This window comes from Actinophytocola sp. (assembly GCF_036378875.1).
In the GTDB taxonomy this organism is placed as follows: Bacteria; Actinomycetota; Actinomycetes; order Mycobacteriales; family Pseudonocardiaceae; genus Actinophytocola.
This window is the reverse complement of sequence record NZ_DASUVO010000156.1, coordinates 14,444-40,434: the sequence shown is the minus strand read 5'-3', so window position 1 is coordinate 40,434 and position 25,991 is coordinate 14,444. Positions and strand designations below refer to the sequence as shown.

Annotated in this window: 17 protein-coding genes and 1 pseudogene; 15 read left to right on the top strand and 3 right to left on the bottom strand. The window is 72.0% G+C overall.

The window, feature by feature from the left end:
* Positions 1–169: 169 nt before the first annotated feature.
* Together VF106_RS43915 and VF106_RS43910 are read right to left on the bottom strand one after the other, a co-directional pair.
* Positions 170–529 (bottom strand): annotated as a pseudogene (locus VF106_RS43915) (8-oxoguanine DNA glycosylase OGG fold protein); the annotation flags it as partial.
* Positions 530–641: 112 nt separating this feature from the next.
* Positions 642–848: a hypothetical protein gene (locus VF106_RS43910; protein ID WP_330845986.1), complete on the bottom strand. Its 207-nt coding sequence runs from the start codon at positions 846–848 to the stop codon at positions 642–644.
* 390 nt (positions 849–1,238) lie between these two features.
* Here VF106_RS43910 and VF106_RS43905 point away from each other — a divergent pair, with 390 nt between their 5' ends.
* From VF106_RS43905 to VF106_RS43875, 7 genes are all read left to right on the top strand, one after another.
* On the top strand, positions 1,239–1,820 hold the full coding sequence (locus VF106_RS43905; protein WP_330845985.1) for a helix-turn-helix transcriptional regulator: 582 nt from the start codon (positions 1,239–1,241) through the stop codon (positions 1,818–1,820).
* A 154-nt stretch (positions 1,821–1,974) separates the two neighbouring features.
* Entirely contained in the window at positions 1,975–3,249 is a 1,275-nt protein-coding gene (locus VF106_RS43900) for an MFS transporter (protein WP_330845984.1), read from the top strand.
* Positions 3,242–4,591, top strand: coding sequence for a hypothetical protein (locus tag VF106_RS43895; RefSeq protein WP_330845983.1), 1,350 nt, complete (start codon positions 3,242–3,244; stop codon positions 4,589–4,591). Before VF106_RS43900 ends, VF106_RS43895 begins: the two co-directional genes overlap by 8 nt.
* A 9-nt stretch (positions 4,592–4,600) precedes the next feature.
* A complete protein-coding gene (locus VF106_RS43890; protein WP_330845982.1) occupies positions 4,601–7,705 on the top strand; it encodes a non-ribosomal peptide synthetase in 3,105 nt (1,034 codons plus the stop codon).
* 10 nt (positions 7,706–7,715) lie between these two features.
* Entirely contained in the window at positions 7,716–8,888 is a 1,173-nt protein-coding gene (locus tag VF106_RS43885; protein ID WP_330845981.1) for an acyl-CoA dehydrogenase family protein, read from the top strand.
* A 37-nt stretch (positions 8,889–8,925) separates the two neighbouring features.
* Positions 8,926–10,737, top strand: coding sequence for a non-ribosomal peptide synthetase (locus VF106_RS43880; protein ID WP_330845980.1), 1,812 nt, complete (start codon positions 8,926–8,928; stop codon positions 10,735–10,737).
* The gene (locus VF106_RS43875; protein WP_330845979.1) at positions 10,734–12,527 is read left to right on the top strand and encodes an AfsR/SARP family transcriptional regulator; all 1,794 of its coding nucleotides are present in this window, start codon (positions 10,734–10,736) and stop codon (positions 12,525–12,527) included. The genes VF106_RS43880 and VF106_RS43875 overlap by 4 nt, the downstream gene beginning before the upstream one ends.
* Here the strand turns inward: VF106_RS43875 and VF106_RS43870 are convergent.
* Positions 12,466–14,301 (bottom strand): amino acid adenylation domain-containing protein, encoded by a 1,836-nt coding sequence (locus VF106_RS43870; RefSeq protein ID WP_330845978.1) that lies wholly within the window; start codon positions 14,299–14,301, stop codon positions 12,466–12,468. The two genes, VF106_RS43875 and VF106_RS43870, sit on opposite strands and share 62 nt — an antisense overlap.
* A gap of 134 nt (positions 14,302–14,435) precedes the next feature.
* Here VF106_RS43870 and VF106_RS43865 point away from each other — a divergent pair, with 134 nt between their 5' ends.
* Genes VF106_RS43865 through VF106_RS43830 form a run of 8 tightly spaced genes read left to right on the top strand, consistent with a single transcriptional unit; the run spans position 14,436 to position 25,952 of the window.
* A complete protein-coding gene (locus tag VF106_RS43865; RefSeq protein WP_330845977.1) occupies positions 14,436–16,097 on the top strand; it encodes a condensation domain-containing protein in 1,662 nt (553 codons plus the stop codon).
* Between the two features lie 3 nt (positions 16,098–16,100).
* Positions 16,101–16,304, top strand: a complete 204-nt coding sequence (locus VF106_RS43860) for an MbtH family protein (protein WP_330845976.1) — start codon at positions 16,101–16,103, stop codon at positions 16,302–16,304.
* The gene (locus VF106_RS43855) at positions 16,301–19,243 is read left to right on the top strand and encodes a type I polyketide synthase (protein WP_330845975.1); all 2,943 of its coding nucleotides are present in this window, start codon (positions 16,301–16,303) and stop codon (positions 19,241–19,243) included. The genes VF106_RS43860 and VF106_RS43855 overlap by 4 nt, the downstream gene beginning before the upstream one ends.
* Positions 19,243–20,001, top strand: a complete 759-nt coding sequence (locus VF106_RS43850; RefSeq protein WP_330845974.1) for a thioesterase II family protein — start codon at positions 19,243–19,245, stop codon at positions 19,999–20,001. The genes VF106_RS43855 and VF106_RS43850 overlap by 1 nt, the downstream gene beginning before the upstream one ends.
* The gene (locus VF106_RS43845) at positions 19,928–21,724 is read left to right on the top strand and encodes an acyl-CoA dehydrogenase family protein (protein WP_330845973.1); all 1,797 of its coding nucleotides are present in this window, start codon (positions 19,928–19,930) and stop codon (positions 21,722–21,724) included. Before VF106_RS43850 ends, VF106_RS43845 begins: the two co-directional genes overlap by 74 nt.
* On the top strand, positions 21,721–22,431 hold the full coding sequence (locus tag VF106_RS43840) for a thioesterase II family protein (RefSeq protein ID WP_330845972.1): 711 nt from the start codon (positions 21,721–21,723) through the stop codon (positions 22,429–22,431). The genes VF106_RS43845 and VF106_RS43840 overlap by 4 nt, the downstream gene beginning before the upstream one ends.
* 21 nt (positions 22,432–22,452) lie before the next feature.
* Positions 22,453–23,277 carry an SDR family oxidoreductase gene (locus tag VF106_RS43835; protein WP_330845971.1) on the top strand — a complete coding sequence of 275 codons (825 nt, stop codon included), beginning with the start codon at positions 22,453–22,455 and terminating at the stop codon, positions 23,275–23,277.
* Positions 23,274–25,952 carry an amino acid adenylation domain-containing protein gene (locus tag VF106_RS43830; RefSeq protein WP_330845970.1) on the top strand — a complete coding sequence of 893 codons (2,679 nt, stop codon included), beginning with the start codon at positions 23,274–23,276 and terminating at the stop codon, positions 25,950–25,952. Before VF106_RS43835 ends, VF106_RS43830 begins: the two co-directional genes overlap by 4 nt.
* Positions 25,953–25,991: the final 39 nt, after the last annotated feature.

The window sequence follows — 25,991 nt, the reverse complement described above, 5'->3', positions numbered from 1 at the left end:
CGTCGCGCTGAAGCACTTCGGCTAGGTGATGATCACGACGACTCCTGAGATCCGCGGGTGAGCGTCCGTCGATCTCATTGGGCGCGCGGTGGTGGTCTCCGGCCCAGCGGGCGAGCAGATCGCAGCAACGCTGATAGGTGTAGGCGGGCCAGGGACCCATGCGGTGCAGCTATGTCCAACCGCAGTGATCGCGTAGCGCGGTGGCCACGACCCGGTCGAGGATGAGACACGGGTGCTCCGGCGCGCCACCGCCGGCGAAGTAGAGGAACTTCGTGAAGAACGACGGCCCCGGCGACAGCAGCGCGTTGCGGCGATCCGGCCGCAACACGGCGCACGCACCGGCCGGATCCTGACGCGACACCTCAGCCGCCGCTGTCAGCAGCTTCTCTGCCCGCGACACATCGGCGGCGACGCTGTCCAGCCGACGGCTTTTCTGCCGCAGACGACTGCCCGAACTCCACGCCAGGGCCCGCCACAGCAGCGTGAATCCGTCCCCGGTCGTCGTCCACACCTGCGCCCGCGTCAGCGTCGGACCACATAACCGCGAGACCGCCGGCCTGTCCGGTGGCGAATCAAGTGCCGTCGGCGACGGCGTCGGTCAGCCAGGGCCGGACCTCGCTGTCACTGAGCAAAGTGGACAGTCAGGCTGGCGCGTAGCAGATACCGCCGAGGCCGAAGAACCCGCCGGGGTCGACCGCTCTGGCGATGTCGAGCTTCGTGCCGAGGATGGCGAGCCACTTGGCGCGGCTGTCCGTGCGGTTGTCAGACGGATGATCGCCGGATGGTGTGGCTCGGATCTGTGTGACATCGGCGATCCGCGTGGCAAGCGGAGAGGGTGCGGCACCCATCACGATGTCCGGGCCCTGGCGCCGACCTACTCTCGAATTCGGGTCTGTGTGGCGATGCCTTGATGGTCGGGGGGCTTGTGGGGGCGAGGTCGTGCGACACAACGTGCCTGTCCAAATCCGCGGGGGCGCGTTCTGGCGTTTTGGTTGGGGGAACGCGAGAAACCCTTGCCGGCCGTCCTGGGGCCCGCGTCGGCGACCGCGGGCACCAAACTGGTTCACCACGTCATTCACGCGACTGTTCGGCCATGCTTCGCACCGCCCACGTCCCGAATCAATGGCAACTGATCTTGCCATCCCGGTATGAGGTCGGAGGGTGCATCGATGGTCAACAGAGTCGTGAAGATCGCAATAGACTCGTATGATCAACTTTCCCAGCAAGGGGCGCATGCGATGTTACGTCTGTACCGCGGGTGTCGGCTGCTCACACCGAAACGGCAGCCCGCCGCGGACGTCGTGCTGATGATCGTCGACGTCGTCACCGACGAGACGTTGACCCGTGTGGCCGACGTCGAGATGGCGTCGACCAACCCGCACATGCGGATCGTCCTGATCGCCGACATCGTCGACGAGAAATACGTTGTGCAACTCGTCGCGCACGGCGTGGTCAGTATCCTGTGCCGTCGCCATGTCGGCGCCAGGGACATCATACGTGCGGTGGAGAACAGCAACAGCGGTCGCGCCGATCTCCCGGACACCATGGTGCGCGCGTTGATCGAACGGGTGCGGTCGATGCACCAGGATCACGACGCGGACAGCCGTCTCGGGTTGACCATGCGGGAGATCCACGTGGTCCGGCTCCTCGCCGACGGCCACAGCACCGCCGAGATCGCGTCGAATCTCAACTATTCCGAGCGCACGATCAAGAACATCCTCCGCAACATGATGGCGCGACTGGGGCTGCGCAACCGCGCGCACGTCGTCGCGCACGCCATGCGCCACGGTGTGCTGACCGACGGGCATCGCGTGTCCTGACCGGCCTGAGGCCAATGGGGCAACTCGATCGCATTACAGGGCAACCCGCGCCAGAAGCCGTTCCCTGCCAATGCGATCGAGTTGTACGTTCGCCACTGTGACGGCGACATGGCGGCGCTTCGTTGGGGGCCGGAAAACCTCTGGTGATCGGTTGATGGGCGTGCGCAATTTCCGGTTGTTATTGCTCGGGTTCGCCGCGAGCAAGACCGGTAGCCAGGTGACGCTCGTCGCGCTGCCGTTGGTCGCGCTACTGGATCTGCACGCCTCGCCCTTCGAACTCGGTCTGCTGACGGCAACGGAAACGGCGGCCCTGGTGGTGGTGGGGCTACCCGCCGGAGCGTGGGTCGATCGGCTGCGTCGGCTTCCGGTTCTCATTCAGACCGATGTGGTGCGGTGCGTGGCGATCGGCTCTGTTCCGGTGGCTGCCGCGGTGGACCGGCTGACGATGGTCCAACTCTACGTCGTGGCCGCGATCGTCGGCGCCGCAACGGTTTTCTCCGACATCGCGACCCAGTCGCTGGTGCCGGCCGTGCTCGGAAGGGACCGGTTGATCGGCGGCAACGGCGCGCTGGCGGGTGTGCAGTCGGGCGCGGAGGTCGCCGGTCCCGGGCTCGGCGGCGGGCTGGTACAGGCCATCGGGGCGCCGTTCACCCTCGTGGCGGACGCGATCAGCTACGTGGTGTCCGCGGTGCTGCTGCTGGGCATCCGGGTGCGCGAGACGGTGGCGGAGTCGACCGGGAAGCGGTCGCTGCGCCGAGACATCACCGAGGGCGTCCGCTTCGTCTTCCGCCACCCGCTGTTGCGGGTGATCGCCGTGACCACGGGGTTGGCGAACCTGTTCACCGCGTACCTGTTCGCCGTGCAGGTCGTGTTCTGGACACAGGAGTTGCGGTTGTCGCCGCTGGCGATCGGCCTGCTGCTGTCCGCCTCCGCCGTGGGTGGCGTCGCCGGCGCGCTGCTCGCGCAGCCACTGTCCCGGCGGGTCGGGCAGGTGCGGCTGATCCTGCTGTCGATCGCCGTGTCCTCACCGTTCGCCCTGTTGTGGCCGCTGTCGGCCGGGTCGGTGGCGGCGGTCATGTTCGGGGTCGGGCTGGCGGTCGTCTGGTTCGGCGCGGTCGTCTACAACGTCGCGCAACTGACCTTCCGCCAGCTGATCTGTCCGAACGAGCTGCTCGGCCGCATGAACGCCACGATGCGCTTCGTCGCGTCCGCGGTGATGCCGATCGGTGCGGTCGCGGGCGGGGCGTTGGCCACGGTGGGGGGTCCCCGGGCCGCGTTGTGGGTGTGTGCGATCGGTTTCCTCACCGGACCCGTTCCCCTGCTGCTGTCGCCGTTCCGGCGCCTGCGAACCGTGCCGACGGACGACAGCGCCGGAGACCAGGCCGAGACGCTCGCACGCACGACGACGGAGGCCGAGCAGGGTGGGTGACAGCCGAGTGCCGCGCAGCATCACGGAGACTTATCTGGCGCAGTACCGGGCGGTGATCGCACAGTCGGACGACTCGGCGGCCTTGTTCCCACTGACCGGCGCGCAACGGCGCTTCCTGCTCACCAGCGACCTCGGCCCCGGCCGGTGCCCCGACATCGTGCCCCTGTTCTTCACGTTCCCCAAGGGCACGGTCGACGTGGCGCGTCTGCGCAGTGCCGCGCTCCGCTTCGCGAGCCGCCACACGGCCCTCCGCGGGTCCGTCACCGTGGTGCGCGGGACCCCCGCGTTGCGTCTCGGTCCACCCTCGGTCGAGGTCCGGGAGGTGTCGGCGGGGACGACCGTCAGGAACGCCGTGCGCGCCGAACTGGGCTCGTGGCGGGCGGGTGGTCCGGTATTGCGCCTCCTGCTGGCGCGCGGCCCGGACGAGGAGGACGAGCTGCTGGCGATCGTGCTGGACCACGTGGTCTGCGACGAGCGGGCACTGGGCATCGTGACCGCCGGACTGACCGAGGCGTACACGGAAGACATTCCGCACCGCACGGCACCTGAGGACGCGGCCGCGTACCGGGACGCGGTGACCCGCCAGCTCGCCGCCGAGGAGGAGGCGTCCCGGCCGGCGCACCTCGATTACTGGGCTACGCGGCTGTCGGTGCTCACCAACCAGGATCCGGTCCACCCCGGCGCCACGTCGCCACCCGACGACGCGGCCGACAACGGGATGCTGAGCCACCGCCTGCCCGCTCCCGAGGGAATGCGGGGATCGGTCTTCCCGGTGCTCCTCGACGCCGTCTCGGTGGTGCTCCGCAAAGGGGCCGGCGTCCCGGCGCTCGGCTACACGTGGGGCGGCCGCCCGCCCGGCACACCGGAGATCCTCGGCTGCTTCCTCAACACCGTGGTGCATCCCGTCCGCGAGCAGGCCGTGAGCCTCGAGGAGACCGCCGCCATGTGGTGGGACGACCTGGAGCACGCCGACACCCCGTACGACGAGGTGCTCCGGGCCGTACGTCGGGAGGGAGCGAGCTGGTCGGGGAGCCTGGACGGCTTCGTCGTGTTCGAGGACCTGGGGCGCCGACCGCCGCTGACACTCGGCGGCACACCCGGTCGGGAGGTCCACCTCACGACGCCCCGCCGGTACGCCGCGCCGCTGGCCGTCGCCTTCTCACTCGGCGAGGACCTGCTGGTGCGCGTGGTGTGGGACCGCGGCCGGCTGGCCGACGACGACGCGCGAGCGGCCGGCACGGTCCTGCTGCACACCCTCCGCCACCACCTCGACCACGGCGCTGACCAACCGACTCGCCACGGAACCAGCCGCTCCGTGGCGCACATCCCCGGCAAGGAGTGAGCTCTCGCGATGTTCGACCTCTCGAGTTCGCAGGAGATCGTCTGGCTGCACGAGCAGTTGATGCCCGGCAGCCGCAGCTACAACTTCACCGCCGTGCTTGACCTGCGCGGCACGCTCGACGCGGCCGCGCTGCGTGCCGCCTTCGCCACGGCCATGGCCCACCATCCCGGACTGCGGCTCGAATTGGTCCGCACCGCCGGTCGGATCGCCCGCCAACGGATCCGGGACGACGCCGAGTTGCGCTGGCGCGTCACCGACCTGACGGGCGCCGCGGATCCGGAGGCCGCCTTCGCCGCGCTGTTGACCGCGGAGGCGGAGGAACCGCTCGACACCGGGCTCGCGCCGCTGCTGCGCTGGCACCTCGTGACACTCGCCGAGCGGCATCACCGGCTGGTGCAGGTCGAGCACCACCTGATCCACGACGGCCACTCGTTCGCGATCCTGCTGCGCGACGTGTTCACCGCCTACCGGGCGCACATCGTGGGTGAACCGCCCGCACTAGCGCCCACCCGGTCCTACGCGGAGCACGTCGGTTCCGGGGGCGACCGGGCGGACGCGCGGGATCGCGGCCTCGCGTACTGGCGCGACGAGCTGCGCGACGTCCCGTTCCACATCACGCTGCCCGGCCTGCGCACACCCGGCGCCGTGCGCCGCTATCGCGGCAGCCAGCTGCGGCAACACATCGACGCCGACCTCGCCGAGCAACTCCGCGCGCGCTGCCGCACGGACGGCCACACCCCGTTCAGCGCCATGCTCACCCTCTTCGGGGAGCTCCTGCGGCGGCACAGCGGTCAGCGCGAGATGGTCGTCGGCACCGCCGTGGGCAACCGGCCGGTCGGCTTCGAGCGCGCCATCGGCATGTTCGTCAACACGTTGCCGCTCCGGGTCTCGCTGCGTCCGGGCGCCGCCGCGAGCGAGGCGGTCGACGACGTCACGGACACACTGCTGCGTGCGCTGCCCCATCAGGACGTGCCGGTGCAGGAGCTCACCAGGGCCTTGGGACTGCACACGAGCGGCACCGACAACCCCCTGTTCAACGTGATGTTCAGCGCGCACGACGCGCCGCTGCCGGAAATCGAGGTCCCCAGCCTGGACGTCTCGCTGTACGAAGGGCACAACACCGGGACCACTCGGTTCGACCTCGACGTCGTGCTCCTCCCGGACGACCGCAGGGTGGTCGGGGCGCGCCTCGGGGCGGCCGGTATGACCCTGCTCTGGGACCACGACAGCGACCTGTTCGACGCGGGCATCGTCGCGTTGCTGGCCGACCGGTTCGTCGCGCTGCTGCGCGCGTACGTCGCCGAACCGCACACGGAGCTGGCGGCCCTCGCCGTGCCACCGCTCCCACCCGAGGCCGCCGCCCACGAGCCCGACCTCACGCTGCTCGACCCGGTCCGCGCCGGCGACCCCGGAGCCCTCGCCGCGATCGCCGGCAACGACCAGCTGAGCTACGGCGAGTTGGACCACCGGGTCAGCGCCCTCGTCGAACGGCTCCGCGCGGCGGGCGTGACCGCGGGCCAGCCGGTGGCCGTCGTGCTGCCGCGCGGTATCGACAACCTGGTCGCGTTGCTCGCGTGCCTGCGGTCCGGCGCGGTCTACGCCCCGCTGTCGCCGAGGGATCCGGTGGCACGCCTGGACCGGTTGCTGACCCGACTGCGCCCAGCGCTGGTGCTGGCCACTCGGGAGAGCTCGCTCGCGCTTCCCGTCGACCGCGTCCCGGCCCTGCTGGACGGCCCGGCGTTCCCTTCGGCCGAACCGGCGGCGGTGCTGGCGGACGGCGCGTACCTCATCCACACCTCCGGGTCGACCGGCACACCCAAGCCGGTCCTGGTCAGCCGGCCGGCACTCGCCGGCTATGTCGGCGCGATCACCGCGCGGTTCGAGTTGAGCGCGAAGGACCGGGTGCTGGTGTTCGCCCAGCCCTCCTTCGACGTCGCGGTGGAGGAGGTGCTGCCGTCACTGGCCGCCGGAAGCTGCTTGGTGCTGCCGCAGCGCGAGGTGCCGACCGGGCCCGAGCTGGCCGCGGTGCTGGCGTTGCGCGGTGTGACGGTGGCGAACCTGCCGACCAGTTACTTCCTGGCCACCCAGGAGGCGCTGCGGGATGCCGCCCGGAAGAGGCGGTGGTCGCCGCGGCTGCTGGTGCTGGGTGGTGAACGACTGCCCGCCCTCGCGCTGCGGGGCCTGCTCGCCGACACGGGCGCCACGGTGTGCAACGCCTACGGCGTGACGGAGGCCGTGGTGACCTCCACCGTGCACGAGGTCACCGAGGCGGACTTGGCTGGGGAGCTGGACCTCCCGCTCGGCGTCGAGCTGGCGGGCGTGCGGGTGCACGTGCTGGACGACGGCGGGTGGCCGCTGCCGGCCGGCGGAGTGGGCGAACTCGCCATCGGCGGCTCGCTGCTCGCAGACGGCTACGTGGCCCACGACGACGCCACCGCCTCCCGGTTCGTCGCCCATGCCGCGCTCGGCGGGGAGCGGGTGTACCTCACCGGCGACCGAGGTTATCGCGACCCGAGTGGCCGGCTGTGGTTCCTTGGCCGCCGGGACAACCAGGTCAAGCTCCGCGGTCACCGCATCGAGCTGGAGGAGATCGAGGCGATCGCCGCCGGCGCGCTCGACGGCCGGACCTGTGCCGTGGTGCTCAGCCGGGACACCGACGATGGCCCGCGTCTGGTCGGTTTCGTGGCCGGCGCCGACCGGCCGGACCAGGCCGCCCTCACCGCCGCGCTGGCTCGGCGCCTGCCAGCCGCGCTCGTCCCGAGCACGTGGTTCGCACTGACCGAGTTGCCCACTCTGGCCGGCGGCAAGCCGGACCGGGCGGCACTCACCCGCATCGCGGCCGACCTCGGCAAGGTGGAGGCCGAGCGCCCGCGCCCGGAGCCGGACTTCACTGGTCCCGGGCAGACACTGGTCGCGCGGGGATGGCGTGCGGTGCTCGGGCACGATCGGTTCGCCGCCGACTCCCACTTCTTCGAGGTCGGCGGGCACTCCCTGCTCGCCGCCCAACTCGCCGCCTGGTTCGAACCGCACCTGGGTCACCGTCCGCCGTTGCGCACGTTCTTCCAGAACCCCGTGCTGGCAGACCAGGCACTCGTACTGGAACAACGGGGTTAGGAGGCCAACGGTGCGGTCTGCGCCATCCGCCGTCCTCGAGGGCGGCCACGCCGATCTGGTGAGCTCGTTCGAGAGCTTCGTTCAGCGAGAGTTGGTCCCGTTGGCGGCCGAGGTCACCGAGACCAGCGCACCGCCACCCGCCGACCTGCGGTCCTACGTGCGCAAACGCTCCGCGGCACTCGGTTTCTACGCGGGCGAGTACCCCGAGGAGTGGGGCGGAGCCGGGATGCCCCTGACCGCCGTCGTCCTTCTGCACCAGGCCGCGAACCGCGACGGCTGCCCACTGGCGCCGTACGCGTTGGGCGGTGCCGACGGGCCGAGCCCGCTGCTCCGCCACGGCACACCGGATCAGATCAGGCACTACCTGGTGCCGCTGGTGCGTGGCGAGCTGACCCGCTGCTTCGCCCTCACCGAACCGCGGGCCGGCTCGGACGCCTTCCAGCTGACCAGCGTCGCGACCCGGACCGCGGCCGGCTGGACGCTCAACGGACACAAGACGTTCGTCAGCAACGCGGACCAGGCCGACATCGCCATCGTCGTCACGGCCACCGACCTGGGTGCCGGCCCGACGGCGGGCGCATCCGCGTTCGTCGTCGAGATGGACCGGCCGGGGCTGCGGATCGGGCAGCGCTACACGGGGATGTCCGGCGAGCCGTTGTTCGAACTGCTGCTCGACGGGGTGCACGTCCCGCCGGACGCGGTCATCGGCGGAGAAGACGGCGTCGGGGCGGCCGCCGCGCTCGCGATGGACAGCCTCTCCTGGGGGCGGTTGATCGTCGCCGGCCAGTGCAACGGCATCGCCGAGCACGCGCTGCGGCTCGCGGTAGAGCACGCCAGGGACCGGACGGCGTTCGGCAGGCGCATCGGCGGTTTCCAACACATCCAGGAACACCTGGTGACCAGCCACGCCGAGGTGGAGTGCGCCAAGCTGCTGACGCTCGCGTCGGCCCAACTCGTCGACGGGGGAGCGGACGCGCTCGAGAACGCCGCCCTCGCCAAGCTGACCGCGACCCAGGTGGCGGTCCGGGTGGTGGACCGCGCGCTCCAGGTCCACGGCGCCTCGGGCTGGGTGCGCGGCCACCCACTGGAGTTCCTGTACCGCCACGTCCGGATGACGACGATCATCGAGGGGACCTCCGAGGTCCAGAAGGTGATCGTCGCCAAGGCCATGGGCCTGGAATGAGCCAGCAAGTGACGCGACACCAGCACAGGAGGCGACGTTGAGTTCCCCGAGCATCGAATCCGGCGGGATGCCCCGCAACGGCGCGGTGCACGAGCTGTTCCGGGACTGGGCCGAGAGAACCCCGGACGCACCGGCCCTACACGACGGCGATCTCCGCTGGAGCTACGCCGAGCTCGACCGGGCGGCCGACGAGGTGGCCGACGCCCTGCGCGACCACGTCCGAACGGGCGACCTGGTGGGCGTGTGCCTCGACCACTCGGCGGCGCTGGTCGCGGTCGCGCTCGCGGTGGCGCGGCTGGGCGCGGTCTACCTGTCCTTCGGGACGGCACCCGGTGAGCAGCGGCTCCGCGCGGCCACCAGCGACCTCCGCGTGCGCTGCCTGATCGGTGACCCCGCGCGGTGGCCGGCGACTGACCAGAAGCCGCTCCCGCTCGCCGTGCCGGTCACCGGGGCCAAGGCCGCCCCGTCGGTAGTCGCGGCGCTGACGGCCGATGCCGCCACCGCGCCGAGGGGCACCCACTACGCGGTGCTCACCTCGGGGTCGACCGGTGATCCGAAGGCGGTCGCGGTCGGCGCGGAGTCGTTCGGCGCTCTGCTGCGCTGGTACCGCGACCTCGTGGAACTGGGTCCCGGTGAACGCCACAGCTTCTTGATGGGCGCACCCTTCGACGCCCACGTGATGGAGATGTGGGCGGTCCTCACGGCCGGTGCGGCGCTCTCGGTGGCGCCACCGGACGTCCAGTGGGACTCCCGGGCGCTCACCGACTGGTGGCGGCACGCGCGGATCACGGCGGCCTTCCTGCCGACGCCCATGGCTGAGCCCGTACTCGACCGGCCGTGGCCGGCGGGGCTGGCGCTGCGCCACCTCTGCATCGGCGGGGACCGGTTGCGCCGCTGGCCCGCGGCGGATGTGACCGCGCGGGTGCACAACGCCTACGGTCCGGCCGAAGCCACCGTCGTGACGACCGTGCACCCGATGCCGCCCGGTGGCGCGTCGGACACCGGTGGTCACCCGCCGATCGGCAGGCCGATCCCGGGTGCGACGGTGCTGGTCGTCGGTGCTGACGGCCAGCCGGTGCCCCGCGGCCAGGCCGGCGAACTGGTGATCGGCGGGCCGTGCCTGGCACTGGGCTACTTCGACGACGAGCTCACCGCCCGGCGGTTCGTCTCCCCACCCACCGGCTCGGGGCACCTGGACCGGGTCTACCGGACCGGCGACCGTGTCGTCATGCGTCCGGACGGTGTGCTGGAGTTCCTCGGCCGGCTCGACGACCAGGTCAAGGTCGACGGGGTACGCATCGAGCCGGCCGAGGTCGAGGCGGCGTTGGAGCGAGAGCCGCGCATCCGGCGGGCCGTCGTCGTCGCCCGCACGGACGGCGCCGGTGCGAGCCAGCTCGTCGCGTTCGTCCAGCCCGTGCCGGACGGCTCCGCGCCGGCCACCGCCGAGCTGCGGGACCACGCGAGGCGATGGCTGCCGGCGCAGGCGGTGCCAGCGAGGATCGAGGTCGTAGACAGGTTCCCGTTGACCCCCAACGGGAAGGTCGACAGGCGGGCGCTGCTCGCGGCGACGGACGCGCGCGGCACGGCGCACGCCGCGACGGACGGGTCGCCGACCGAGCGGGCAGTGGTATCGCTGTGCCGCGAGATCCTCGGCCTGCCCGGGCTCGGGCCGGGGGACAACTTCGTCGCGGTGGGCGGCAACTCGGTTGGCGCGGCGCGACTGCTCGCCGCCCTCGAGGAAAGATACGACGTGCGGCTGCGAGCCCCCCAACTCCTCCGCCAGCCCGACCTGCGCCACGTGGCGATGCTGGTGGCGGAGCGGACGGCGCGCGGTGAGGTGTCCCGGTGAGGTACCGCCTGCTCCGGCGCGTCGAGTTCTGGCGGGAGCGGAAGGTCGACCTCGGCGGGGCGAAGCAGCGGGCGTTGCTCGCCACCCTGCTCTTCGGCGCAAACGAGTACCAGTCCATCGACCACATCGCGGAGTCGCTGTGGGAGGGCGACCGGCCGCGCAGCGCCGAGAACCTCATCCGGGTGTACGTGCACCAGCTGCGCAAGAAGTTGGGTGCCGCGGGCGCGGACGTGGTGACCGAACCCGGTGGTTACGCCATCCGGGTCGCGGACACCGACCTCGACCTGTGGGTGTTCGAACGGGAGACGAGCCAGGCCCGACGGGCCATGGCGGATGGTGACTTCGCACGCGCGGCAGCCGGGTTCCGCGCCGCGCTGGCGCTGTGGGGGGAGCCGTTGGGCGCGTGTGTCGACTCGCCGCTGCTGGAACGGGTGCACGGGTCGCGGCTGGCCGACATGCGGCTGTCCGCCGTCGAGGACCTGGCGGAGACGGAGCTCGCCCTCGGCGGGTCCGCGGACCTGGCCGACCGGCTGCGCTCGCTGGTCGACCAGAACCCCTATCGGGAGCGGCTGCTCGGGCTGTACATGCTCGCGCTCAACAAGTGCGGCCGCAAGGTCGAGGCGCTGGCCGCCTTCCGGCGGGCGCGGGCCGCCCTGGTCGCGGAGATGGGTGTCGAGCCGGGCCGGGACCTTCACACGCTGGTGCGCGACATCCTCGTCGACGGGGCGGACGCGGAACCCGACGGCGCGCCACCGGACGGTCGCTCGCGCGGCGTCGTGCCGCACCAGGTGCCGCCGGGCGCGGTCGACCTGATCGGCCGGCACACACAGGTTCGGGCGATTCGCGGGTTCCTCGCGGCGGCGGGGGACACCACGCACACCTCCGCCCGCACACTGTTGATCACCGGCGCACCCGGGGTCGGCAAGAGCGCCGTCATGCTCGGCGCGGTCCGCACGTCGCGGCACGCCTTCCCCGACGGGGAGCTTTACGCCGACCTCGCGGAAACCTCAGTCCACCAGGCACAGGAGGATTTCCTCCTCGCGTTGGGTGTGGCCGACGCCGCCACGAACCCGGCACGCCGCCAGGCCCTCTACCGTAGCGTCACCGCCACCCACCGGCTCCTGGTGATCCTCGACAACGTCGCCACCGAGTCCCAGGTCGCGCTGCTGACCCCCACCTCGCCCGGCAGCGCGCTCCTGGCCGCGTCGGACAGCCGGCTGTCCGCCCTTGAGTTCACCCGGATCCTGCGGATCGGTGGGCTGGACCGCGCGGACGGGTTGCGGTTGCTGGAACGGCATCTCGGTCGCCGGCGAGTCGACGGTGACCGGCGGGCGGCCGAGCGGATAGTGGCACTGTGCGACGGCAGTCCGCTCGCGCTCCACATAGCCGGCACCCGGCTCGCGCTCCGTCCTGAGCTGCGGCTGACCGAGTTCGTCGGGCAGTTGGCCGACGAGAACCGGCGGCTGGGCGAGTTCCGGGTGGGTGAGCTGGACCTGCGCGTGCGCTACCAGCACAGCTACGACCGGCTCGACGCTCACGAGCAGGCGGTGTTCCGTTGCCTGGCCTTGGCCGAGCCGGCCGGCGCCACCGTCGACACGCTGGCCGGCGACACCGGCCTTTCGTCGCCCACCGTGGACATCGCGGTGGATCGGCTCGTGTCCGCGCACCTCGTGGCGCCGGCCGGGCGCGACGGCGCCGGCCGCCCCCGGTACCGGCAACCGATGCTGGTCAGGGATTTCGCTCGGGGTCTGTGCCCGCGGCACCCGCTCGGCGCCCCTCGGTGCGCGTGACCGATCCGCCCTGGAGTGGGTCGGGGAGCGCGCGGCGGTCGACCTTGCCGCTCGCGGTCAACGGGAGCTTTGGCAGTGGCAGCCACACGTCGGGGACGAGGTGCTTGGGCAGTCGCTCCGGTAGCCACGCGCGCACCGCGGTCAACGCCTCAGCCGGGTCCTGCGCCGGATCCAGCACCGGGTAGGCGACGAGCAGGCGGTTCTCCGGCGCGTCGCCGTGCGCGGTCACCACGATGTCGCGCACGGCGGGGTGCTGGCGGGCCGCGGCCTCGACTTCGCCCAGCTCGACGCGGAAGCCTCGGACCTTGACCTGGCGGTCGATCCGGCCGAGGTACTCGATCGACCCGTCCCTCTTGCGCAGCACGAGGTCCCCGGTCGCGTACAGCCGGCCGCCGGGCACGTCCCCGTGCGGATCGGGCATGAACCGCTCCGCGGTGAGCGCGGGTCGGCCGAGGTAGCCACGGGCCAGGGCCGTGCCACCGATGAACAGTTGTCCGGGTGTGCCGTCCGGCACCTGATGGAGCCGGTCGTCGAGTATCCGCAGACGGGCGCCGGGCACCGCGTCGCCGATCGGGATGGACGCGCCCGTCTCGTCATCCGGCGACACCGTGTGGGTGGTGGCGAAGATCGTCGCCTCTGTTGGGCCGTAGCCGTTGATGAACCGCATGCCCGGGTGTGCGTGGAGGAGCTTCCGCACGTGTTTGGCCGATGGGGCCTCGCCGCCGGCGAGCAGTTGCTCGACGCCGCTCAGGCTGTCGACGTCCTCGTCGACCACGGCGTGGAAGAGCCCGGCGGTGAGCCACATCGTGGTGACGCCGTGCTCGGCGACCACGCGCCGCAGCGAGCGCAGGGACCCGGTGGCGCCCGGCTCGACGACCAGGCGGCCGCCGTTGAGCAGCGCACCCCAGATCTCGAACATCGAGACGTCGAAGCAGATCGACGTGAGTTGCGGGATGACCGCGCCAGGCCCCAGCCGCACCCACATCGGGTCCCGCACCAGTCGGACGACGCTGCCGTGTCGCACCATCACGCCCTTGGGACGGCCGGTCGAACCGGACGTGTACACCACGTAGGCGAGGTTGTCGGGACTGGTCGGCACGCCCGGGTCGCTCTCCTCGCCGCCGGGCGACGGGTCCTCGACGCACACCGTGCGGACCGGGCACCCGGCCACCAGCGGCGCCAGTTCGCCGGTGGTGACGACCACCTCGGCCTCGGTGTCCGCGAGGATCGCCGCCAGGTGAGCGCGGGGGTAGGTGGTGTCGAGTGGCACATAGCAGCCACCGGCCTTGAGGACGGCGAGCACCGCGAGCACGTAGTCGGTGGACGGTGCGAGCAAGATGGCGACCCGCTGTTCTGGACCGACGCCGTGCCCGATCAGCCGGTGCGCCAACCGGTTGGCGCACCGGCTGGCCTCGGCATAGGTGATCAGCGTGCCGCCGCCGGCGAGCGCGACCGCCTCCGGCCGCCGGAGCGCCTGCTCCTCGAAGACCTGGTGGATGACGAGTGGCCCGTGCCGCTCGCGGACCGCGCGGTCGACGACCGCGGCGTACCGGGTGAGCGTCGGGTTCCGGAAAAGGACCGGCAGTGGCAGTTCGATCCCGAACGCCTCGTTCACCTCGGCAGTGATGCGAATGGCGAGCAGCGAATAGCCGCCCAGGTCGAAGAAATCCTCGTCGGCGTCGATCCGGTCCACGCCAAGCTCGTGTGCCCAGATCGTCTGCAACACGTTGACCGTGTAGTCGGACGCAGTGTTGTGCACCGTTGATTGTGTCACGTGGTCATCATGCCAGAGCCGGTTTGATAATGTGTTTAGCCGACATTTACGGTTGGTTGAGACGGACTCCGTTGACAGCGAGGAGCCTTGCGGCACAGGCTTAACGACGTTCGTATGGTGATTACGGAGGTGCCGTGTCAGACGCCCCGCTGTCGTTCGCGCAGCAACAGCTGTGGTTCATCGACCGGCTCGCGCCGCACGATTCCGCTTACAATTTCGACCTGGTCATGGACCTGGGTGGTGAAGTCGACACCGCCGCATTACGCCGCGCTTTCCAGCGCGTAGTGGCGCGACACGACACATTGCGCACGATATTCCCCATCGGCGCCGACGGCGCTCCCTGTCAGCGGGTGGTCGAGGATTTCGAGTTGCCGTTCGACGTCGTCGACCTGTCGTCGCTGCCGGAGGCGGCGTCGCGCAACGCGGCCGGCGCGCTCGTGCGGGAGTGGGCCGGCGAGCCCTTCGACCTGGAGCGTGGTCCGCTGATACGCGTCCGCCTCGTCCGGATCGGCGACCGGGAGCACGTCCTGGGGGTGTTCCTCCATCACGCCGTCATCGACGGCTGGTCCACCGAGGTGCTCTTCCGGGAGTTGGCCCACTACTACACGCCGAACCGCGAGCCTGGTGCGCTGCCGGCGCCGGCCGTGCGGTACGCCGACCACGCCAGGCGGCAGCGGGAGCTGCTGTCGGGCGACCGCCTCACCCGCCAGCTCGGGTGGTGGCTGGATTACCTGCGCGGCACGCCGACGACGCTCGCCCTGCCGGCGGAAGGCTTGGTGGAGCGCCGCTCCAGCCACGGCGCCCGGGTCGTGGCCGAGCTCCCGGCGGCGACGATTACCGGCGTCTCGGCCATCGCCCGCACGGCCTCGGCCACCCCGTTCATGGTGCTGCTCGCCGCGTACGCCGTGCTGCTCACGCAGCACATCGGAGCCCGCAGCGTGCTGATCGGCACCCAGGTCGCCGGCCGGCCGCGACGCGAGCTGCACGACCTCATCGGCCTGTTCGCCAACACGATCCCGATCCGCGTCGATCTCGAGGCACAAAGGACGTTCGCCGAGTTGGTGGCGCACGTCCGGGAGTCCACCCTGGACGCGCTGGCCCACGACGAGGTGCCGCTGGACCGGATCGTCGACGCTGTGCGTCCGAACCGGACGGTGGGAAGCAACCCGTTGGTGCAGACGGTGTTCGCCGTCCAACCCGGACCGCCTCCGGTGCCGGCGTTGTCCGGCCTGTCGGTGGAGCCGCGCACACTGGCGGCGACGACGTCGAAGTTCGATCTGGGTGTGGCGGTGCAGGCGAAGGCCGACGGCGGGCACGAGGTCGCGCTCACCTACCGCACCGGGACGCTGACGGAACGGACCGCCCTGGAGCTCGTGCGGCGTTATCGCGATCTGCTCGCCGCGGCCGTCGAGGCGCCGGACACCCACCTGCGGCGGCTGGCGCCGCACGCGCCCCCCAGGGCGGACACACCGTCGGGGGCGGTGCTGGAGGACGTGCTCGCCGGCATCTGGCGGGAGGTGCTCGACAACGACCGCATCACCGTGCACGACAACTTCTTCGACGCCGGCGGGCAGTCGCTGACGATGGCCATCGTCCACGCGCGCATGGAGCGCGAGCTCGGCCGAGAACTACCGATGGTCGCGTTCTACGAACACCCGACCATCGCGGCGCTGGCCGCGCACCTGTCTGGCCGTGCCGCGCCGGCCACCACCCCGAACCGGCCGCCGGACCGCCGTCGGTCACCGTCGACCCGGTCCCGCCAGCACCGGCGGGCAGTTCGCGGAAGAGGAGAGTGAGACATGCCCTTCGAGGACTGTGCGGAGTTCGTCGTCGTGCGCAACCACGAGGACCAGTACTCGATCTGGCCGGCCGACCTGGCCCTGCCGCCCGGGTGGACCGACGAGCCGATGCGCGGGCCGAGACGAGCGTGCCTGGCGCACATCGAGAAGGTGTGGACGGACATGCGCCCGCGAAGCCTGCGCGAGGCGGTCGATCGGGCATGAGCGACACGGAGTCCACGGTGGACGGTGCCGCCATCATCGGCATGGCCGGCCGTTTCCCCGGGACCGGGCACGTCGGTGAGTTCTGGCGGCACCTGCTGGCGGGCGACGACCTGGTCACCCGCTTCCCCGAGGCGGGCGACGGGCACGCGGTCCCCGCCTACGGCATCACCCCGGACGCGGACTGGTTCGACGCCGCGGCCTTCGGTTACTCCCCTGCGGAGGCGGTGCTGATCGACCCGCAGCAACGGCTGTTTCTCGAATGCTGCGCGGAGGCGCTGGAGCGGGCCGGCTGCGACCCCGTCCGGTACACCGGCGCCGTTGGCGTGTACGGCGGCAGCGGCGTGACGACCTATGCGGATCAGTTGCGTGCCGACCCCGCGGTGGCGGGCACCGTGCCCGAATGGCACCTCCAACTCGCCACGGCGGCAGACTTCCTCACCACGCGGGTCGCCTACAAGCTCGGCCTGCGCGGCCCGGCCGTCACGGTGCAGACCGCGTGCTCCACGTCGCTCGTCGCGATCCACGTGGCTACGCAGGCGGTCCTCGCCGGTGAGTGCGACATCGCGCTGGCGGGTGGCGTCAGCCTGCGCACCCCGTACCCGGTCGCCATCCCGCCGGAGGGCGGTATCCACGCGCCGGACGGCTACTGCCGCCCCTTCGACGCGCGGGCGCGCGGCACCGTGAGCGCGGACGGAGCGGGAGTCGTCGTGCTCAAGCCGCTGTCCGACGCGCTCGCGGACGGCGATCACATCCACGCGGTGATCCGCGGTTCCGCGGTGAACAACGACGGCTTCGACAAGGTCGGCTTCACCGCACCGAGCGTGACCGGCCAGGCCGCCGCGATCGAGGCGGCATACGCCGTCGCGGACGTCGACCCGGCCACCGTCGGCTACGTCGAGGCGCACGGCACGGCGACGCCCATGGGTGACCCGATCGAGGTCAGCGCGCTGACCAAGGCGTTCCGTACCCGCACCAGCCGCGTCGGGTACTGCGGGCTCGGCTCGGTCAAGTCCAACATCGGACACACCGACGCCGCCGCCGGTGTCGTCGGCCTCATGAAGGCGGCGCTGTGCGTCGAGCACGGTCTCGTGCCGGCCAGCCTCCACTTCGAGACCCCGAACGAGAGCATCCCGTTCGACAGCAGCCCGTTCACGGTCACCGCCGAGCTGACCAAGTGGTCCGACGCGGACGGTCCACGCCGGGCGGGGGTCAACTCGGTCGGCATCGGCGGGACCAACGCACACGTCGTCCTGGAACAGCCACCGGTGTCCGGTTCGGCCCGGCCGGGTGCGGGATCACAGCTGCTGGTGCTGTCCGCGCGAACCGGGCCGGCACTCGCCGACGCCGCCGCGCGGCTGGCCGACCATCTCACCGACCACCCCGACAACGCGCTTGCGGACGTCGCCTGGACACTGCAGACCGGTCGACGCGAGTTTGCGCACCGGACCCACGTCGTCGCCGCCGACCACGAGACGGCGGCCCGACTGCTGCGCTCGGCGGCCGGCAAGGCGCGCGAGGACACCATCTCGCCCTCGGTCGCGTTGCTGTTCCCCGGGCAGGGCGGACAGCATCCGGGGATGGGGCGGGAGCTGTACGAGTGGTCCGCCGCGTTCCGCGACCGGGTCGACGCCTGCGTCGAGCTCGCCGGCGCGGACCTCGGCCCGGCGTTGCGCGCCGCCCTCCTCGCGCACCCCGACGACGCGCGGGACTTCGCGGCGGCACGGGCGAGCCTGGACACCATGGAGCTGGCGCAACCGGTGCTGTTCACGCTGGAGCACGCCCTCGCGGGCCTGTGGCGTGCCCTGGGCGTGTCGCCCGCGTGCGTGCTGGGGCACAGCCTGGGCGCCTACGCGGCGGCGTGCGAGGCGGGAGTGCTCTCCGTCGGTGACGCGTTGACGCTCGTCGTCACGCGCGGCAGGTTGCTCGGCAGCCTCCCCGACGGCGCGATGCTCGCGGTGTCGCTGTCCGAGAGCGATCTCGAGTCGGTACTGCCGGACCGGTTGTCCATCGCCGCCGTCAACGGCGCGGCGCAGTGCGTCGTGTCCGGCCCGGCGACAGTGGTGGCGGCGTTCGAGGAAGACCTCGACGGGCGCGGGGTGGACAGCCGCCGGCTCCGGATCGTCAGCGCGGCCCACTCGGCGCTGGTCGACTCCGTGCTGGGGGAGTTCACCGAGCAGGTGCGGCACATGGAGCTGCGTGCCCCGACGTTGCCGTGGATCTCCGACACACACGGCCGGGTGGTCGAACCGGACGAGGCACGGGATCCCGCGTACTGGACCGCGCACCTGCGGCGGACCGTCCGCTTCGCCGACGCGCTGTCCACCGTGCTCGACGGAGCGGACAGCGTCCTGCTGGAGGTCGGGCCGGGGCGCACGCTGTCCACGCTGGCCCGCCACCACCGGGCGGTCGCCGGCCGGCGCGGCGCGCTCGCCAGCCTGCCGCACGCGGTCGAGCAGGCGTCCGCCAGGGCGGCGTTGCTCGACGCGGCCGGCGGGCTCTGGACGCGCGGTGTCCCACTCGACTGGAACCGGATGCATCCCGCACGACCGCGCCGAGTTCCGCTGCCGACCTACCCGTGGCAGCGGCGGCAGTACGCGCCCCGGCCCGTCGAGCAGGCGCCCGGCCGCCAGACCATCCCGCTCGCGGTACCGCCGGCGCGTGCGGTGGTGCAGCCGGAACCCGGTGGTTCGGCCGCGCCGGCGAGCTGGGGGACCGCCGCGGAGCGCACGCTGGCGGCGGCGTTCGGTGAGGTCCTCGGGTTGCCCGAGGTCGGCGCGGACGACAACTTCTTCGAACTCGGCGGCGACTCGCTGATCGCCACCCGGCTGGCCGGTGTCATCAAGCGGGACTTCGGGGTGGCGATCCCGGTGCGCGCCATCCTGCTGTCCCCGAGCGTCGCCGAGCTGCTGTCCCGGATCGAGGCGGAGGAGCCGACGTGATGCCCGCACCCCGTTGGCTGTTGTGCCGCAGGCGCGTCCCGGACGCGGCGCTTCGGCTGTACTGCTTCCCGCACAGCGGCGCCTCGCCCGGCGAGTACCTGAGATGGTCCGACCAGCTGCCCGACCTCGAGGTGGTCGGGGTGCAGGCACCCGGCCGGGGCGGGCGGATCGCCGAAACGCCGTACACCCGGATGAGCGACCTCGTGCACGCCGTCGCCACCGAGGCGGCTTTCGCCCCGCCGTTCGCGTTCTTCGGACACAGCCTGGGCGCCCTCCTCGCGTTCGAGGTGGCCCGTGCGCTGCGGACCGCCGGCCGACCGCAACCGGCGCTGCTGTTCGTGTCCGCACTCGGCGCGCCGGACGTGCAGCCGCTGCGCCCGCCGACGCACCAACTCGACGATGACCGACTGCTGGCGACCGTCGCGGGCGATGGCGGGCAGCTGCCCGCCATCATCGACCAGGACGCCGAGATGCGGCGGATCGTCCTGGCGTGTGTGCGGGCGGACGCCACGGTTCTGGACACCTACCGCCATGCCCCCGCGCCGCCACTGGACATGCCCGTCATCGCGCTCGGCGGCGCGGACGACCAGCAGACCCCTTACCTGGCGGGCTGGGCCGGCCACACCACGAACCGGTTCGACCTGCATGTCCTGCCCGGCGGCCACTTCTACCTGAGGGAGCACCATGACGACGTCGTTGGGGTCATTCGCGAATCGGTCGACCGGAGCCGCCGGGCAACCGGGGCAGAACGCCGGTGAGACCGGCGGGCCGAGCCTGTCCAACGAGCTGTTCCTCGGCGTCCTGCGCTGGGACCTGCTCGTCCCGTTTCCCGTCCAGGACGACGAAGACCGCCGTGTCGGCGACGAGCGGGTCGCCGAGTTCACCCGGTACCTGCGGGCGCATGTCGACCCGAACGCGGTGGACGCCGCCCGCGAGCTGCCCGCCGACGTGATCGAGGCGGTGCGGGACAGGGGCTACCTCCGGTTGCTCGTCGGCCAGGAGGACGGTGGTGTCGGCCTGAGCCCGTTCAACACCTTCCGGCTCATCGAGACCGCGTCGAGCTGGTCGCTCGCCGTGGCCAACATGATGGGGATCGGCAACGGGTTCGGCGCGGGCGGCTACCTGCGAATGCTGCCCGAAGGCGCGCTGCGGGAAGTGATCCGCGCCCACGTCGCCGCCGGCAACTTCTCCGGCCGCGCCGACACCGAACCGGCGGGCGCGGGGAACGCCGAACCGGCCGGCGCGGCCAACCCTCGCCAGCGCACCACGGCGACACCGGTCGACGGCGGCACGGCGTACCTGTTGAACGGCGAGAAGGTCTTCATCGGCAACGGCGCGATCGCGGATCTTCTCGACGTCACCGCCACCGTCGTCGCCGACGGGGTGGTGGACAGCGACGTGTCGTTCTTCGTCGACGCCCGCACCCCCGGGCTGGAGGTCGTCGAGCGTCAGGATTTCATGGGGCTGGGCGGCGCGCCCATCGCGAACCTGCGGCTGCGCGACGTGCGGGTGCCGAGCTCACGCATGTTCCGCGACCGCCGCACGCGCGACATGAAGGAGCACATCTACCTGGCACGGACGCTGAGCGTGGTGCCGCCCTCGCTCGCCATAGCCAGGCTGTGCGCGCACTGGTCCCGCGAGTTCGTCAACCGCAGGCGGATCGACGGCCGTCCGCTTGGCTCGTTCCAGGAGATCCACCGCATCGTCGCCGGCACGGTCGCTGACACCTTCGCCATGGAGAGTCTCGTCCACTGGACGATGCTCGGCCGGGGCGCCGATGTCCTGCACGAGCACGCCGCGCTCAAGAACGTCGCCTCCGAGAGCTGCTGGCGCGTCATCGACCGCACGATGGGGCTGCTCGGCGGAGAGGGTTTCGAAACCGCGCACAGCAAGGCCCGCCGCGGCGCCCAGCCCTTGCCGGTCGAACGATTCTTCCGCGACATCCGCGGGCTGCGGATCTCCGGTGGGGTCGACTTCCTGGTGGACTACCTGGCCGCCCGCATCCGCCTGACCGACTGCTACTACGACCGCCTCTACACCGCGGACAGCGGCGCCGACGGCGAGACCGCCGCGGCCCGGCGGCTCGTCGCGCGCCACGGCGCCGAGCACGTGGAGTTCGTCACCGAGCAGGCCGCACGGCTGGGCCGGACCTGCCGCGACCTGACCGAGCGCCACCCGGACCGGGAGGACCTCTTCAACCGGCAGCACACGGTGCTCACGCTCAACCGGATAGCCAACGAACTGCTCACCGCGGCGACCGTCCTGGCCCGGTCGGCCTCGGCGAGCGACGATGACGCCGCCTCGATCGCCGCCATCCACTGCGCGAACGCACGGCGTCGCGTGGCGGCGCTGTGGGCGGAGCTCGACGACGGCGACGAGCGCGAGTACGCCGAGATCTCCGCGCGCTGGCTCGGCGGCCCCCGGTACGACGCGCTGCTCGGCGACGCCATCACGGCCGTGCCCGCGGTGGGGGACCGGTGACCAGCAAGGCCGACGCATCCGTGACCCTGGTCTGCCTGCCCTTCGCCGGCGCCGGCGCTTCCTTCTTCCGCCCGTGGGCAGCGCTGGCCGGCGAGGCGATCGAGATCCTCGCACCGCAGCTCCCCGGCCGGGAGCGGCGCATCGACGACCAGCCGCACCGCGACGTGCCGGCGGCGATCGAGGAGGTGTTGCCGGGACTGCCCGCCCGGCTCGCCCAACGCCGTTCGCTGGTGCTGTTCGGGCACAGCCTCGGCGCCGTCCTCGCCTACGAACTCGCCTACCGCCTCACTTCCCGCGGTGACGACGTCGCCGGGCTCGTGGTGAGCGGCTCGCCCGGTCCGTGGACGCCGCGCGAGCGCCGCGCCACCGGGCTGCCCGAGGAGGAGTTCCTCCTGCGCGTGCAGGAGTTCGCCGGGTACAGCCACGAGGCGCTCGCCGACGAGGAGATGCGCCAGCTCATCCTGCCGACCCTGCGGGCGGACGTGGCGATGCACGAGAGCTACCTGCCGAGCGACGACGCCCCGCTTCCGGTGCCGATCATCTCGCTGCGCGGGCGGGAGGACCACCTGGTGAGTAGTGAGCAGGCCGGGCAGTGGGCGGCGGTCACCAGCAAGGACTTCACCCTCGTCGAGGTGCCCGGCGGGCACATGTACCTCACCCGAGGGGCCGAGCCGGTGCTGCGCCACGTCGAAACCTTCGCCGCCTGACCGACCACGAGGGAGACAGCCATGCGGCTCGCCAGCAAGGCGGCCATCATCACCGGCGCGGCCCGGGGCATCGGCCGGGCCTGCGCGGTCGCGTTCGCCCGGGAAGGCGCGGGCCTCGTGCTCGTCGACATCGCCAAGGACCTGCCGGGCGTCCCGTACCCGCTCGGCTCGGCGAGCCAGCTCGCGCACACCGCCGACCTGTGCCGTGACCACGGCGTGATCGTGCTGACCGCCGAGGCCGACGTGCGCGAGCCGGCGGACAGCGCCGAGGTCGCCGGCCTGGCGCACGAACGGTTCGGACAGGTCGATGTGCTGGTGAACAACGCCGGAATCGCGGCGCCCTCCGGCAAGCCGGTGCATGAAATCACCGAAGACGAGTGGCGGCTCATGATCGACGTGGACCTGTCCGGCGCGTGGCGGATGACCCGGGCCGTAGCCGCCATGATGACCGGCAGGCGCGCCGGCAGCATCATCAACGTGTCATCCACGGCCGGTCTCGTCGGCTACCGCAACTTCGCCGGCTACGTCGTCGCCAAACACGGACTCATCGGCCTGACCAGGGCCGCGGCACTGGACTACGCCCCGATGAAGGTCCGGGTCAACGCGCTGTGCCCCGGGTCGGTCCGGGACGCGGCATGGGTGGAGGGCCGGATGCTGTCCGAGATCGCCAGGGCGCTGGACGTGCCGGTCACCGACCACGAGGACACGTTCGTCCAGGCACAGCCGATGAACGCGCTGGTCGAGCCCGAGGACGTCGCCGCCGCCGCGCTCTGGCTCGCGTCGGACGAGTCCCGCCAGGTCACCGGCTCGGTGCTGACCGTCGACGGGGGGTTCACGGTCCGATGAGCACCGTCAGCCCGGTGTGGTGTCACGCCATCAGCAGCCGCCTGCCCGGACCGGTCGAGCCGGCGGTGGTCGCCGAGCACTACGCGGCGATCGTTCGGCGGGCCGGGATGGACGTGCCGGCGACGCTCTGGGTGGAGCGGGTGCCGACCGCCGCCGCGCGGCGCCGGCTCGCCGCCGAACTCGCCGTCCCGGCCGCCCGCGGTTTGCGCGCGGTCCTGCTGTGCGGCGACGACCGCGTCGACCTGGTTCTCGTGGCGGACCGGGCGGTGGTCGGCCGGCGCGGCCTCGACGGGCTCGTCGCGGCCCTGACCGGTGGTGCCACACCAGAACCGCTGTGGTCCCGCCAGGCACCGGCACGGGTGACCACGGCCGCCCCCCGGTGGGGGCTCGGTGGGTCCGCGGCCGGCACGGGCGAGTTCGACCTCGGCCCATGGGCCGACGGCAGCGACCCGCCCACCTGGCTGGCCGCGCTCGCCGTGGTCCTGTCGCGCTACGAGGGCGGCGAGAGCGCGCTGACTGCCGTGCTCGACACCGTGACCACCCGGGGGACGGGACCGGTTGAGGACATGGCGGCGCGCACCCTCGACGACCTGGTCACCCGGTTCCGGTCACCGGCGAGCACGGCGGCCGGGCAGGTCGCTGTCGGCCTGGTCTTCGACACCGACCCACCCGCCGCCGGCGAGTACCGCGGCTGGCTCGCGCTCCCATTCCCCCTCACCATCGGAATCGGGCGGACACGACTGCGCTACGAGCACGAGGCGTGCATCGGCGGCGAGATCGCGGCGCAGTTCGTCCGTCATCTCGCCGAGGTGCACCGGCAGGTCGTCGAGACACCCCGGCTGCCCGTCGGTGACGTCGAGTTGCTCGACGAAGGGGAGCGGCAACGGGTCATCGCCCTCGGCGGCTCCGCCGCACCGCCGGAGGGCGGCGCGACACGGATCCACGACGTGTTCGCGGCCAGGGTCGCCGAGCGGCCGGACGCTGTCGTGCTGTGCCACCAGCGGGAGCGGCTCACCTACCGGGAGCTCGACGAGTTGTCCGACCGGCTGGCCGGCGGGCTGCGCCGCGCGGGCGTCGGCGACGGCGACCGGGTGGGCGTCTGCCTCGACCGCTCGGCACACCTGGTGGCGACAATGCTCGCCGTGCTCAAGGCGGGCGCGGTCTACGTCCCGATGGACCCGTCCTACCCGGCGGAGCGCCTCGCCTACATGACGGCGGACGCCGATCTCGGCGTCGTCGTCACCACCCACGAGGAGTTCCCGACCGCGGCCCGCCTCCGGTTGGTGACCCCGGAGGAACTGGCCGCGCTCGGCGACCGGGCGGCACCCGAGCCGGCGACCACGCCGGCCGACCCCGCGTACGTCATTTACACCTCGGGCTCCACCGGCCGCCCCAAGGGCGTCGTGGTCACGCACGCCAACGTGATCGCACTGCTGGCCGCGACCCGCGAGGACTTCGGCCTCGGCCACGACGACGTGTGGACGCTGTTCCACTCGAGCGCGTTCGACTTCTCCGTGTGGGAGATCTGGGGCTGCCTGCTCACCGGAGGGCGGCTGGTGGTGGTTCCGTTCTGGGTGTCCCGATCACCGGAGGAGTTCCACGACCTGCTCGTCGACGAGCAGGTCACCGTGCTCAACCAGACCCCGTCGGCGTTCACCCAGTTGCTGGAGGCCGACCGGACACGGCCGCCGCTCGCGGTCCGCCTGGTCGTCTTCGGCGGGGAGCCGCTTGACACGAGGATGCTGCTGCCGTGGTTCGACCGGCACCCGGAGACGGAATGCCGCGTGGTCAACATGTTCGGCATCACCGAGACCACGGTGCACGTGACGGCGGGGACCATCACCCGCCGCGAGGCGCTCGCGGCGTCCCGCACGGTCGGCCGGCCGCTCCCCGGCTGGCGCACGCACGTCCTCGACCCCGCCGGGCGGCTGCTGCCACCCGGGATCCCCGGTGAGATCCACGTCGGCGGGGCCGGGGTGGCGCTTGGATACCTGAACCGGCCGGAACTCAACGCCGAGCGGTTCATCGCCGACCCGTTCGGCGGCGGACGGCTCTACCGCAGCGGGGACGAGGGCCGGCTCCGCCCGGACGGCACGCTGGAACACCTGGGCAGGATCGACAACCAGGTGAAGGTCCGCGGCTTCCGCATCGAACTGGACGAGGTCCGGTCGGTGCTGCTCGAGGACCACGCGGTACGCGCGGCGGCCGTGGTGCTACGCGAAGGGGACCGTGCCACGACCGGCATCGACGCCTACGTCGTGCTCGACGGTTCGTCGACGGACGAGGTCCGCGAGCGCGCCGGCCGCATCCTCCCGGACCACATGGTGCCGACCACCGTCACCGCCGTGCCGAGCCTCCCACTGACAACCAACGGCAAGATCGACCTGCGCCGACTCCCACCCCCCAAGCCACCCGCGAAATCCACCGCCGGCGAACGTGAGCCACCGGAGGACGCCTTCATCCAAGCCCTGCTGGAGGTGTGGCGCTCTGTCCTGGGTATACCTGTCGACCCGGACGACGACTTCTTCGACCTGGGCGGCAACTCCCTGCTCGCGGTGCGCATAGCGGCCAAGTCCCGCGAACGCCGGCTACCGGCAGTGCCACTGCGATCGCTCTACCGATACCCGACGATCCGCGCCCTCGTCGAGGCCACCCGCGCACACGAAGCGGAGTGATGCGACCCACGTCTTCGTCGCGTTCGATGGCGCGTTCCT

Coding starts and splice junctions, on each gene's coding strand:
- VF106_RS43890 (WP_330845982.1), top strand. CDS start 4,601: ATGTTCGACCTCTCGAGTTCGCAGGAGATCGTCTGGCTGCACGAGCAG.
- VF106_RS43860 (WP_330845976.1), top strand. CDS start 16,101: ATGCCCTTCGAGGACTGTGCGGAGTTCGTCGTCGTGCGCAACCACGAG.
- VF106_RS43830 (WP_330845970.1), top strand. CDS start 23,274: ATGAGCACCGTCAGCCCGGTGTGGTGTCACGCCATCAGCAGCCGCCTG.
- VF106_RS43910 (WP_330845986.1), bottom strand. CDS start 848: ATGGGTGCCGCACCCTCTCCGCTTGCCACGCGGATCGCCGATGTCACA.
- VF106_RS43900 (WP_330845984.1), top strand. CDS start 1,975: ATGGGCGTGCGCAATTTCCGGTTGTTATTGCTCGGGTTCGCCGCGAGC.
- VF106_RS43855 (WP_330845975.1), top strand. CDS start 16,301: ATGAGCGACACGGAGTCCACGGTGGACGGTGCCGCCATCATCGGCATG.
- VF106_RS43845 (WP_330845973.1), top strand. CDS start 19,928: ATGACGACGTCGTTGGGGTCATTCGCGAATCGGTCGACCGGAGCCGCC.
- VF106_RS43850 (WP_330845974.1), top strand. CDS start 19,243: ATGCCCGCACCCCGTTGGCTGTTGTGCCGCAGGCGCGTCCCGGACGCG.
- VF106_RS43835 (WP_330845971.1), top strand. CDS start 22,453: ATGCGGCTCGCCAGCAAGGCGGCCATCATCACCGGCGCGGCCCGGGGC.
- VF106_RS43905 (WP_330845985.1), top strand. CDS start 1,239: ATGTTACGTCTGTACCGCGGGTGTCGGCTGCTCACACCGAAACGGCAG.